This is a genomic window from Vibrio sp. 2130-1 (assembly GCF_033339515.1).
In genome coordinates this window covers 225,982-238,680 of the sequence record NZ_JAWOUT010000001.1, presented here as the reverse complement: position 1 = coordinate 238,680, position 12,699 = coordinate 225,982, and the positions used below count along the sequence as shown (strand labels likewise).

Below are 12,699 nucleotides of genomic sequence, written 5' to 3'. Positions count from 1 at the left end.
AAGACTAATAATGCCTCTCGAGTAAAACCGCTTCCAAACGATCGCTAATACGGCTTGGTACTTGTCGTTTGACCTCGTGTACTGCCTCGCCAAGTGCATTGACAATCGCAGATACATCCGCACTTCCATGGCTTTTTATGACAATGCCGCGCAATCCTAGCAAACTTGCGCCGTTATACTGGTCGGGGTTCAGTGTTTTTAGTTCATTAAACAGCCTAGAAAACAACTTTCTAGCTATCCAACCCTTTATCGTTGATGCCATTATGCTGGTTTTAATTTTTTCGATAAAAAGTTGAGCTGTTCCCTCACTGGCTTTTAAGCATACGTTGCCGACAAATCCATCACAAACAATGACGTCCGCAACATCATGCAAAATTTGATTACCTTCAATATAACCGACAAAGTTAATCGCATCGGTCTGAGAAAGCATTTCTGCGCAACGTTTGACTAAATCGTTACCTTTAATCTCTTCTGCGCCAATATTGAGTACAGCAACGCGAGGAGGACGACCCAAGTGTTCTTCAGCTAATGCACTGCCCATTACAGCAAATTGGAACAAGCTATCAGCATCGCACGATACATTCGCCCCCAGATCCAGCATCCAAGTACGCTTTCCGGTAATCGTCGGTAAAGCGGAAACTAAAGCAGGACGTTCAATGCCAGGAAGTAACTTAAGAATGAAACGCGATAGTGCCATTAATGCACCGGTGTTGCCACCACTAACACAAGCATCCGCTTTCTGCTCAGAAACCAAATCGATAGCCATACGCATAGAACTATTTTGGCTATTACGTAACGCCAATGAAGGTTTTTCTGAGTTCGAGATAACTTTCTCGCTGTGAAGAATAGTCAAGCGAGAACTGGTCGAGGTACCGAGTTGAGATAATTGAGACGTGATCAGAGATTGATCACCAATAAGAATCACTTTTAGCTCTGGGAAATGAGACAGTGCCTGCACGGCGGCAGGCACTGTTACGCGTGGACCGAAATCCCCGCCCATTGCATCAAGTGCAACGGTAATACTTTGCAAAGGTTCAACCTTACTTGTTGATAACCTTTTGACCACGGTAGTAACCTTCAGCAGTTACGTTGTGGCGTAGGTGAGTTTCACCAGAAGTCGCGTCTACAGATAGAGCAGCTGTAGTTAGCGCATCGTGTGAACGACGCATACCGCGCTTAGAACGAGTTTTACGGTTTTTCTGTACGGCCATTGACCCTACTCCTATACTATTGGGTTAAAAACCTGAAGAAGAATCGGCTACCACACCTATTACTTTTTCAGACTTTTCAAAACGTCGAATGGATTCGGTTTTTCTTCCTCAATTTCTTCAGGAATCTCACCAAAAACCATGTTATTTGAATCAACGCTACAATCCGCTTCATCGTGCATCGCAATTTGAGGTAATGCTAAGATGAACTCGTCTTCAACAAGTTGTATGAGGTCTAATTCACCATATTCATTTAGATCTACCAAATCATAAATTTCTGGTGCTTCCTGTTCTGTTTTCTCACCGTAGTAAGGAGTAGAAAGGAATTCAACTTCGCACTCATGTGCGAATACCTCATTACAACGCTGACACTCTAAATCGACTTCGATGTTAGCTTTACCAGAGATAACAACGAGTCGCTGTTCATCCATCCCAAATGACAATGAGACTTCTGCGTCGCGTTTTACGCCTTCAGTTGTTTCCACTAAGCGCTTGAAAAGACTAGCTTGGATGATGCCATCGTAATCCAATCGTTTCTGTGCAGCTTTAGCTGGGTCAACCGTTCGCGGTATTTTTACCTTTTGCATAGGGCGCGAATATTATCTTCCAAATCAAAATTAGTCAAAGAAAAAGGCAAAAAAGTTGTACTTTTTTACGCTTAACATACAGAGCATTAGCCAGAATCATTTTTGATCGATTATCCTATTGGAAATGCTCCCACGAATTGTAATTCAAAATGAAAAATTACCAACTGGTTTTAGCCTCAACTTCCCCTTTTCGTAAACAACTGCTTGAAAAGCTCTCACTACCATTCGTTTGTTTACCACCTGATTGCGATGAAACACCTTTTGACCAAGAAACGCCAACCGAACTTGTGCAGAGACTGGCCCAAGAGAAAGCAATATCTTGCCAGACGGATAAAGCAAGTTTAGTTATCGGCAGTGACCAAGTTTGTGTCATTAATGGTGAAATCGTTGGCAAGCCTTTAAATAGAGATAACGCGATAAATCAACTTTTGGCTCAAAGTGGAAAAGTCATCACTTTCTATACTGGTCTTGCGGTACATAACACCGTCACAAACCATACAGAAGTCGGCTTTGATTCTTTCGAGGTGCACTTTAGAGATTTAACACTTGAACAAATCGAACGCTACGTCGACAGGGAAGAACCTTTTTACTGCGCAGGCAGCTTTAAAAGCGAAGGCATGGGAATTTGCTTGTTTACGAAATTAGTCGGTAAAGACCCGAACACACTTGTCGGACTACCATTGATTGATTTGATTGATATGTTGCATGTTCAAGGACTCGATGTCCTTTAACCCAAATACGATAAAAGGGAGCCACAGGCTCCCTTTTGCATCCGCGAGGAAAACATGGTTACGCGTTTCTTAAACCCGCCAACACTTTTTCTAGTTTCGGTTCCATCGGTGCGTTGATTTCCATCCACTCATCATTTGATGGGTGTTGGAACTTGATGTTTGCCGCGTGTAGGAACAAACGATCTAAACCAACTTGACCTGTGTAAGCATCAAAGCGACGATCACCGTAGCGATCATCCCAAGCGATTGGGTGACCAGTGTATTGCGTATGAACTCGTATTTGGTGAGTTCGACCAGTAATCGGACTCGCCTGAATCAATGTAGCTTGTTCGAACTTTTCCAAAATCTTAAAACGCGTTTCTGACGGCTTACCATTAGGGTTAACACGAACAATACTGTTCACTTCGTTTTTGAGCAGTGGCGCGTTCACAACCTTACAACTGCTTTTCCATTGCCCCATGACAAGAGCTAAGTAAAACTTCTTTACTGTCTTTTCACGAAACTGGGCTTGCAAGTGACGAAGTGCAGAACGCTTCTTAGCAACCAGCAAAATCCCTGAAGTATCACGGTCAATACGATGCACAAGTTCAAGAAAGCGAGCTTGAGGACGCAGAGCCCTAAGCGCTTCAATCGCACCAAACTTTAACCCACTGCCACCATGCACAGCGGTGCCAGATGGTTTGTTTAGAATCAACATATGGTCATCTTCGAAGATAATCATATTTTCCAACTCAGCGACTTTGTTAAGTTTCGTACTTGGTGCGACATCGTCATCTTTTTTCTCGACGGTCACCGGTGGAATACGAACGAGATCGCCTGCTTTTAACTTGTACTCTGCTTTTATACGCTTTTTATTTACGCGCACTTCGCCCTTACGCACAATTCGGTAAATCATGCTTTTAGGAATGTCTTTTAATTGGTTGCGCAAAAAATTATCAATGCGCTGACCCGCCATATCTTCGTCGATGTCGACGAACTGGACTTTTGTTCTTATTTCGTTCATGGACGGTATTGTAAACTCAATTTCGTGCGACTTCACATTATTCTTGTCGTAAAAGAAACACTCGGTGGCACATACTGGTCTAAATTTCGCCAAGCTTTTGTTTAAATTATTAAAACTCTCAATCAAGTTCTCAATTTGTTTTCTGTCTTGAACAGTTTGCACATCTCAATTGCTTATGAAACAGCCAGTTATAAAATAGAAATTTTGAGTTTAGCGGCAAATTTTCTATCGTTTGCGTGAAAGCAGATTGCTGATAGCCACGCGCACTGCTATAGTTCACAGCTGCTAAGGAAGGTTTGGTTACATTTTATTCATTACCAATCATTTATCCTCAAGCAATGTGAGTAGATCGTTGAAGGTCGAGTGCAGCATTGGCGTGAGACACATCGAATTCAACACTCTTGCCACCCTACTCCTCGCATATTCACGTTGAGTACCTACCGCCCAAATAGCGGGTCACAAGTCTACGTTTCCAACAGAAACCACAAGAGGCTTGTGATGACTGAAGTGCCCGAGAGCATCCCCTTCCAGCCGGGAGGCTGCAAAATACAAGCCATGGGATCAGGCACCGTGAAAGAGCGAAAAAACAGTGGCAAGTCGACAAGAAAGATATAAAAGAAAAGACAACGAGAATTTTCAATGAAAAGAATGTTAATTAACGCAACTCAAAAAGAAGAGTTGCGTGTCGCTCTGGTTGATGGCCAGCGACTTTTCGATCTTGATATCGAGAGTCCAGGTCATGAATCTAAAAAAGCGAATATCTACAAAGGACGTATCACACGTATCGAACCAAGCTTAGAAGCCGCATTTGTTGATTACGGCGCCGAGCGTCACGGTTTCCTCCCTCTCAAAGAAATTGCCCGCGAATATTTCCCTGAAGGTTACACCTACCAAGGTCGTCCAAGCATCAAAGAAGTGCTAACGGAAGGCCAAGAAGTTATCGTTCAAGTGGAAAAAGAAGAACGTGGAAGCAAGGGCGCAGCTCTTACTACTTTCATTTCTCTTGCTGGTAGTTACCTTGTTCTGATGCCTAACAACCCTCGTGCTGGCGGTATTTCTCGTCGAATCGAAGGTGACGAGCGTACTCAACTAAAAGCCGCATTAAGTACTTTGGAACTGCCTCAGGGCATGGGCCTAATCGTACGTACTGCTGGCGTTGGCAAGAGTGCTGAAGAGCTTGAGTGGGATTTGAATGTACTACTTAACCACTGGGGTGCAATCAAAGGTGCAGCGGACTCTAACCCTGCTCCATTCTTAATCCACCAAGAAAGTAACGTTATCGTTCGTGCAATCCGTGACTATTTGCGTCGTGATATTGGCGAAATCTTAATTGATAGCAACACCATCTACGAACGTGCAAAAGAGCACATTCAATTGGTGCGCCCTGATTTCCTTAACCGCGTTAAGAAATATGAAGGCGAAGTTCCACTATTCAGCCACTACCAAATCGAAAGCCAAATTGAATCGGCTTTCCAACGTGAAGTGCGTCTGCCATCTGGTGGTTCTATTGTTATTGACCCGACTGAAGCACTAACGTCTATCGATATCAACTCTGCTCGTGCAACCAAGGGCGGCGATATTGAAGAAACAGCTCTAAACACGAACCTAGAAGCAGCCGACGAAATTGCTCGCCAATTACGTCTACGTGACTTGGGTGGCTTAGTGGTTATCGACTTTATCGATATGACCCCGGTTCGTCACCAACGAGAAGTAGAAAACCGTCTACGTGAAGCCGTTCGTCTTGATCGCGCTCGTGTACAAATCGGTCGTATTTCTCGCTTTGGTTTGTTGGAGATGTCACGCCAGCGCTTGAGCCCTTCTCTTGCAGAAGCAAGCCACCACATCTGTCCTCGCTGTAGCGGAACTGGTGTCGTTCGCGACAACGAATCTCTAGCACTTTCTGTACTTCGTTTAATTGAAGAGGAAGCGCTAAAAGACAACACAGCACAAGTACTTGCAGTCGTACCTGTGCCAATCGCCTCTTACTTATTGAACGAAAAACGTCGTTCAGTAAACCATATCGAACGCATTCAAGAAGTGAAAATTACGGTTGTTCCTAACTCTGATATGGAAACACCGCACTTTGAAGTTATCCGTGTTCGTGAAGGCGAAGAGTTCGATCTGATTTCTTACTTACTTCCTAAGAAACTGGAAGCGATGAAAGAAGCAGAAGGTAAAGAGCCAGCGGAAGTTGACGTAAAACCAAAACGAATTGAAGAGCCAGTTCTTAAAGGCTTTGCTGCTCCGTCTCAAACCGCACCTGCACCAGCAGCTAAACCAGCTCCTGAGGCGAAGAAGAAAGAACAGAAAGTTGAACAAGAAGAGAAACCTGGATTGTTCAGCCGTCTGTTTAAAGCACTTGGTAGCTTCCTATTCGGTGGTTCTGAAGAAACAAAAGAAGAACAGAAACCTCAGGAAGAGAAAAAACCAAATCGCGATAATCGACGTAACAAACGTGATCGCAACGATCGTCGTCGCAATAACAACCAGCGCGATAATCGTGATAACCGCGACAATCGCGATAACCGACGTCGTCGTAAGCCTCGTGATGAGCAGGCTAATGAGCAAAACGAAGCTCAACAACAAACAAATAAACCGCAAAACCGTAACCAAAAGCGTAAACCTAAAGCTCAACAGGCAGATAAAGCCCAAGAGCAGAAAGCAAACGCAAAAGTAGCGGAAAAAGGTCTGCAGCTAGCAGCGGAAGCTCGTACTGAAACAAAACCAGAAGAGAGCAAACCGAAGCAGCAAAATGCGAAAGCAGAAAAAGTGAAAGAGCGCCGCCAACGTCGCAAATTGAACAAGTCTGTACGCGTTAAAGACCAAGAAGCGATTGAGAAGAATGCCGAAGAAACAGCGGTTAAGACTCAAGAAACGGTTGAAGCTAAAGTTGAAAAGCCAACAGAAGCAGCGGTAGAGGCACAGCAAGACAACAAGCAAGCAGAGTCTAAGCAACGTCGTAATCGTCGTTCGCCACGTCACCTGCGTGCAAGCGGCCAGCGTCGTCGCCGTGGCCGTGATCGCCGCCCTAACCCGTTCCGCCTACGTAAGGGAGGTGTCGCTTCTCCTGAAATGGCTATGGGTAAAGTAATGCCACGTTACATTCCGAAACCAGCACCTAAGAAGGAAGAGCGAGTTAAGGAAGAAGCTGTAGCAGCAGTACCTACAATCCAAGGTGGCTTTGCGTGTCCAGAAATGGCAATGGGTAAAGTGATTATTCGTCGCGAGCAACCTGTCGTAACAGATGCGCCAGTTGTTGAACACAAGGTTCAAGAAACCGTTGAAGCGAAAGTGGAAGCTCCAGTAGTAGAAGCACCTGTTGTTGAAACAGTAATCGCAGAAAAAGCTGAATCGGCAGTAGTAGAAACAGCATCGGTAGAGCCTATCGTTGAAACTCCTGTAACTGAACATGCTGAACCGGTTGATGCCATTGTAGAAACGGCACCTGCTGAAGAGCCTGTGGTTGAAGCAGCAAAAGAGATTGCAGCCGAAGCGCCAGTAGCTAAATCAGAGCCTAAAGTCGAAGCCATTAAAGTTGCGGCTAAGCTAAACGCTAGCGCACCGATGACGAAAGCACCTGGCCCTCAAGAGCTACGCGAAATCACGGTTGCAGCAGCACCGTTCAAAACCGAACGTTACCAAGCTAAAGGTGCGGGTAGCCAAGTGGCTAAAAACCGCGCATCAGCAGAGATGACAAAGCCTAACTTTAACTAGGCTAAATCATTACGTTCAACTGCTTAACGGCATAAATAAATTAAAGGCTACCATCTGGTAGCCTTTTTTATCTTCATATTTGCCCAATAAATTGTTCATATAAATACCAATTCGTGATCACATTTGTACGCCATTATTCGTATCATTCTTGAACTTAATCACACTTTTCGGTAGCATGCGCCGACTCAAGTTTTCGACACCATTCTGATGCTGCTCTTTTAATACTACGGTTTACACTGCAATGTTTGATTAGAAATCAACCACTCAGTGGCTTGTGCAAATACGAATATGTGTCGGGTTTAACTCATTGCAAAGAGAACTTAAAAACAAACATGTTCGAATTTCCCCAATTTTCTAAGCACTCCGTAAAAAATGATGTGCTATCAGGCTTAACCGTTGCGCTAGCATTGGTTCCTGAAGCTGTCGCATTTGCGTTCGTCGCAGGCGTAGATCCGATGGTCGGTCTTTACGCTGCATTCATCGTTGGTCTTATTACTTCCATTTTCGGTGGTCGTCCTGGCATGATCTCTGGTGCAACAGGTGCCATGGCAGTCGTAATGGTTTCGCTTGTCGCGACTCACGGTGTCCAGTACCTATTCGCAGCCATCATGCTCGCTGGTATTCTTCAAATTGCCGCTGGTATGTTTAAATTGGGTAAGTTCATCCGTATCGTACCTCACCCTGTGATGATCGGTTTTGTGAACGGTCTGGCTATTGTTATCTTCCTAGCTCAGTTGGGTCAGTTTAAAGCGCCAGACATCAACGGCATGCTCACTTGGCTACCACAAGACCAGATGCTGCTAATGCTTGGTTTGGTTGCGCTGACTATGGCAATCATTCACTTTCTACCAAAAATCACAACAGCTGTACCCTCTTCACTTGTTGCGATCGTAACGGTGACGGCTTTAGTGGTTGGCTTGGATCTGGAAACTCGAACTGTTGTTGACTTCCTGCGTACAATGTCTGGTGATGAAGCTGCAACACTCGCAGGTTCACTACCAACCTTCTCTATTCCTGCGGTACCATTTACACTAGAGACACTACAAATCATTCTTCCATACGCGATCATTCTCGCGGCCATTGGTCTAATTGAATCTCTACTAACACTGACAGTTTTAGATGAGATGACGAATACTCGTGGTCAATCTAACCGCGAATGTATCGGTCAAGGTATGGCAAACATGACGTGTTCTGTGTTTGGCGCGATGGGTGGTTGTGCGATGATTGGTCAGTCGATGATCAACGTAAACTCAGGTGGTCGTGGTCGTCTATCTGGTATCGTTGCGGCTATCGCTCTATTGATGTTTATCTTATTCGCTTCTTCGCTAATTGAAATGATCCCACTCGCTGCTCTGGTTGGTGTGATGTTCATGGTTGTCATTGGTACATTCGAATGGGCAACATTTAAGCTAGCACGCCGCGTACCGAAGCAAGACTTCTTCGTTATTGTTCTTGTGACCGTTGTTACTGTTCTTACTGACCTTGCTGTTGCCGTAGCGGTTGGTGTTATCGTTTCTGCATTAATGTTTGCATGGCAACACGCTAAGCACATCTATGCCGACACGTGCTTAAACGAGGAAGGTTCAAAAGAGTACAAGATTCACGGCCCTATTTTCTTTGGCTCTGCGGCTAACTTCCTGGAGTTGTTTAACGCGCCTGAAGATCCAAAAGATGTGATTGTCGATTTTGCAGACTCTCGCGTGACAGATCACTCTGCAATTGAAGCCATTGAAACACTGGCTGAGCGTTACAATGCTCAAGGTAAAACGCTGCACCTTCGTCACCTAAGCCCAGATTGTCGTAAACTTTTGGACAAAGCTGGCAGCTTGGTTGAAATTAACGTGAAGGAAGACCCAAGCTACAAAGTCGCAACCGACATACTAGCGGGTTAACACGAATAAAAAGGGATGAGCTGAGCTCATCCCTTTTTCTATTGTCTTCAAGCACGGCGATTATAGCTTCTTCAAAATTGCGTCTGATGCCTCTTCGATTAAATCAAGCACCAGTTCAAAGCCATCTTCCCCACCATAATATGGGTCCGGGACTTCGTCGTAACTTGACTCAGAATGACTTAAAAATAACGATACTTTGTGTCGATACTTCAACGGACAAATATCCAATAAATCGGCCAAATTTGCTTTATCTGCGGCTAATATAAGGTCAAACTTTTCAAAGTCATCAATGGTGACTTGGCGCGCTTGCATTCCTTTAAAAGAATAACCTCGCTGCTTTCCTGCTGCCATCGCTCTTGAATCCGGTCGGTTTCCTGCGTGGTAGCCAATTGTACCTGCCGAATCAACCTCTACTTCAACGCCTAGCTTTTGAGCTTTCGCTCTTAACACTGCCTCTCCAGTTGGTGACCGACAAATGTTTCCCATACAAACAACAAGTATTTTCTTCATTTTATTCCCTGAATTATCGGTGGTTTTTCTTCACGATATGTTGGTCTATCATAGCGAGATAAATCAATGAACCCAAATTAGCTTGGGCACAGCACGAAAAGGAATTGAGGAAGTATTATGTCTATCGAAGAAAATAAAGAAGCACGCCATAAAGCTCGCCAACAAAAAGTCAAAGAACAGGTAGACGCAAAAATCGCTGCTGCTCAAGAGGAAAAAGGTCTGCTACTGATCATTACCGGAAATGGTAAAGGTAAATCGACATCAGGATTCGGTACGATCGCACGCGCAGTGGGTCATGGTTTGAATTGTGCTGTCGCGCAGTTTATTAAAGGTACTTGGGACAACGGTGAGCGCAACCTACTTGAGAAACTCGGCGTTGAATTCCAAGTAATGGCGACCGGCTTTACATGGGAAACTCAAAACAAAGCCGCTGATACCGAAGCAGCGCAAGGCGTATGGCAAGAATGTAAGCGCATGCTCAAAGATGAATCTATCGATGTGGTTCTTTTTGACGAGCTGACGTACATGGTGAGCTACGGCTACATTGATTTAGACGAGGTCGTTGAAGCGCTGAACAACCGCCCTAAAATGCAGTCGGTTATTATTACTGGGCGTGGCGCACATCGAACCCTGATTGAAATGGCCGATACCGTTTCTGAAGTGAAAAATGTAAAGCACGCATTTGAATCTGGCGTAAAAGCCCTCAAAGGCGTCGATTGGTAACACTCGCAGAGTAATTTAAAAAGGGTTGGCAAAATGCCAACCCTTTTGATTTTCACGCACGGTTAGTTGAAAAGATTCTTCAATAAACCATCGACCGCATCTTTGGTTTTCTCGTCTTTGATTTTGTCCGTTAGCTTCTCCACGCCACGATCGATTTCTTTTTGAGCTTTCTGCTTCAGAACATCATCGAATACGAGCTTGAATTTAGGATCTGCCCACTTACCAGACACATTGATTGGAATCGTGATGTCTTTCAGCTCATCTATATCTTTACCGCCCTGGCCTTCTAGGCTGCCTACAACTGACGTGCTGATAGTAAAGTCGACTGTTTCATTGATGTAGTTTGCGGTACCTTTACCACGAACACGTAACAATGGAGACTGAGCTTGCATATTATCCGTTGATACAACACCTTTGTTGAGTTTCAATGTCGCCGTCATCGCACTGAAGTCTGTTTTCTTAGCTACATTGGTGCCTTCAACTTTTTGCCCTTTAAATTTCGCATAGTTTTCACGAATCAACTGAGCAACGTTGATGCCATTCACCGCACCGTCAGCAAAATTGATAACAACCGTACCAGATAGATTCTTCTTGATACCGGTAGGCGTGAGACTCTTACCTGTAACATTCACATCAATGTTACCTGTCCCTTCAAGTTTGTCGTTTTCAGCAACGTCTATAAGTAGCGGTTGAACTTTCACGCCTTTGATTGACTTTTTAACACTGTAAGTCGCTGGTGATTGGCGTGCATCTAACTTCGCTGTCGCTGAGATTGAGCCTTGGTACAACTTCGAACTAAATGATGTAAGCTCAAACACGCCACGATTCACAGTGAAGCTCGTTTTTACCGCTTCCATCTTCGCATTTGCCGCTTTGAATTTGTCGATGGTAATGTCACCCTTTACATCTAACGTTTTCAACGCAGACAAATCAGGCTCAACCTCAGGTCCGGCAGGAGCACTCTCGCCACCAGAAGCAGGCTTATTACCTTCGGCAGCTTGCTTATCTAACCCTAACAACTCATCAAGATCGATATTGGGGCTATGGAGAGCAAAGCGTACTTTAGGAATATCACCGAGTGTCACATCTGCCTTACCATCTAGGGCGATAGCATTCGCTGTTAACTTCTCTAGAACAAAACTCAGGTGGTTTTTCGTTAGGTCGAAAGACAGATCAGACACCATGTCGACTTTCATCGGGGACTGAGGTAAGGCATCACCCTCAAAAGTCGATTTAAGAGTTAACTTATCCAACTGTACTTTGCTGATAGCCTTGTCCACGCTAAGTTGACCAGCACCCTGCATATCTAACTTCATACCACCAGCGTCACCCTTAATGGCATAAGTCAGGTTATTTACTGTATCGAATTCAAACGTGTCTAAACCGATCGTTGCCGATTCAATCTTATTGGCAGGGTCAGAGTATGTCGCATCAAAGTTGATGTTCTTTAGCGCGTAGTTTGCCAAACCTTTTTCTAGCTTAAAGTCTGCCTGACCTTTCGCGGTGAACTTTTGGTCGTTCATTTCGCCCTTCACGCCAAAATCAGCCGTTGTCCAGTTGTCAAAAGCGAATTCGGAAAGGTTTAATGAAATATCATAAAGTTTGGTGTAACTACCGGCTTGCTTATCCTGCATTTCTAATGAACCGTTAGAAACCGTAACGCCAGCAAGATTAATACTCCACTCAGAACCAGAAGTTTGCGTTTCACCATTTTGCGTAGGCGCAGCATTGCTCTCTTGTTCTGCTTGTTGTGTTTGGGCTTTCGTCAATGCATCAATATTCTTGCTGCCATCTTTCTTGGTTTCAATGTAGAACTCAGCACCATCAAGCGTGACGTTTCCAATTTCAAGCTGTTGACTAAAAAGTGGCATAACAGAGATGTCTACACCAACGGTATCAACTTTGAATAAATTGGGTTTACTAAAGCCTTGTGGGTTTCGCAATTCTGTATGTCCCAACTCAAAGCCAATCGATGGGAAAAATTGCCAACTGATATCCCCTTCAATCACCAACTCTAATCCCGTTTGCTTTTGCGCTTGCTCAACAATAAGGGGTTTAAACTGATTCGGGTTGACGAAGATGGTTAACGCTAAAATTGCGACCAAAATGACCACAATCGGTATTGCTAGAATTAAGAGCAGTTTCTTCATTTGTTTTTCCTTGCTCGAGTGTTTTTACAATTATAAGCGCAGACTCCATTTACCGCTGACAGTTCCACAAAAGCGTGAAAAGTGTCTGGTTTTAACCTGCAACTGACTAATTTAAAAACAAAAAAAGAAGTGGCACTTAAGGTGCCACTTCTTCTCTTAAAAATAAAGCGATATAGCCGTC

At 44.3% G+C, this 12,699-nt stretch carries 10 protein-coding genes; 4 read left to right on the top strand and 6 right to left on the bottom strand.

Features of this window, described 5'->3' with window-relative positions; all coding sequences use genetic code 11:
- Nucleotides 1-4: 4 nt before the first annotated feature.
- Genes plsX through yceD form a run of 3 tightly spaced genes read right to left on the bottom strand, consistent with a single transcriptional unit; the run spans nucleotide 5 to nucleotide 1,795 of the window.
- Nucleotides 5-1,030: a phosphate acyltransferase PlsX gene (gene plsX / locus R7Q09_RS01165; RefSeq protein ID WP_017633846.1), complete on the bottom strand. Its 1,026-nt coding sequence runs from the start codon at nucleotides 1,028-1,030 to the stop codon at nucleotides 5-7.
- 10 nt (nucleotides 1,031-1,040) lie between these two features.
- Nucleotides 1,041-1,211, bottom strand: coding sequence for a 50S ribosomal protein L32 (gene rpmF, locus R7Q09_RS01160; protein WP_005396978.1), 171 nt, complete (start codon nucleotides 1,209-1,211; stop codon nucleotides 1,041-1,043).
- Between the two features lie 59 nt (nucleotides 1,212-1,270).
- On the bottom strand, nucleotides 1,271-1,795 hold the full coding sequence (gene yceD, locus R7Q09_RS01155; protein ID WP_005387307.1) for a 23S rRNA accumulation protein YceD: 525 nt from the start codon (nucleotides 1,793-1,795) through the stop codon (nucleotides 1,271-1,273).
- A gap of 149 nt (nucleotides 1,796-1,944) precedes the next feature.
- On the opposite strand from yceD, the gene R7Q09_RS01150 reads away from it, so the two are divergent.
- Nucleotides 1,945-2,526, top strand: a complete 582-nt coding sequence (locus R7Q09_RS01150; RefSeq protein ID WP_054729223.1) for a Maf family protein — start codon at nucleotides 1,945-1,947, stop codon at nucleotides 2,524-2,526.
- Nucleotides 2,527-2,584: 58 nt separating this feature from the next.
- On the opposite strand, the gene rluC is transcribed toward R7Q09_RS01150, so the two are convergent.
- On the bottom strand, nucleotides 2,585-3,529 hold the full coding sequence (gene rluC / locus R7Q09_RS01145; protein WP_021033985.1) for a 23S rRNA pseudouridine(955/2504/2580) synthase RluC: 945 nt from the start codon (nucleotides 3,527-3,529) through the stop codon (nucleotides 2,585-2,587).
- Nucleotides 3,530-4,168: 639 nt separating this feature from the next.
- Between rluC and rne the strand changes: the two genes are divergently transcribed.
- Together rne and R7Q09_RS01135 are read left to right on the top strand one after the other, a co-directional pair.
- Nucleotides 4,169-7,243 (top strand): ribonuclease E, encoded by a 3,075-nt coding sequence (gene rne / locus R7Q09_RS01140; RefSeq protein ID WP_213903941.1) that lies wholly within the window; start codon nucleotides 4,169-4,171, stop codon nucleotides 7,241-7,243.
- 332 nt (nucleotides 7,244-7,575) lie between these two features.
- A complete protein-coding gene (locus R7Q09_RS01135) occupies nucleotides 7,576-9,135 on the top strand; it encodes a SulP family inorganic anion transporter (RefSeq protein ID WP_005380840.1) in 1,560 nt (519 codons plus the stop codon).
- 60 nt (nucleotides 9,136-9,195) lie between these two features.
- Here R7Q09_RS01135 and R7Q09_RS01130 read toward each other — a convergent pair whose 3' ends face one another.
- Nucleotides 9,196-9,645, bottom strand: a complete 450-nt coding sequence (locus tag R7Q09_RS01130; RefSeq protein WP_104979551.1) for a low molecular weight protein-tyrosine-phosphatase — start codon at nucleotides 9,643-9,645, stop codon at nucleotides 9,196-9,198.
- 117 nt (nucleotides 9,646-9,762) lie between these two features.
- Here R7Q09_RS01130 and cobO point away from each other — a divergent pair, with 117 nt between their 5' ends.
- A complete protein-coding gene (cobO, locus tag R7Q09_RS01125) occupies nucleotides 9,763-10,368 on the top strand; it encodes a cob(I)yrinic acid a,c-diamide adenosyltransferase (protein WP_104979552.1) in 606 nt (201 codons plus the stop codon).
- 62 nt (nucleotides 10,369-10,430) lie between these two features.
- Here cobO and R7Q09_RS01120 read toward each other — a convergent pair whose 3' ends face one another.
- Nucleotides 10,431-12,518, bottom strand: coding sequence for an AsmA family protein (locus tag R7Q09_RS01120; protein WP_104979554.1), 2,088 nt, complete (start codon nucleotides 12,516-12,518; stop codon nucleotides 10,431-10,433).
- Nucleotides 12,519-12,699 lie beyond the last annotated feature (181 nt).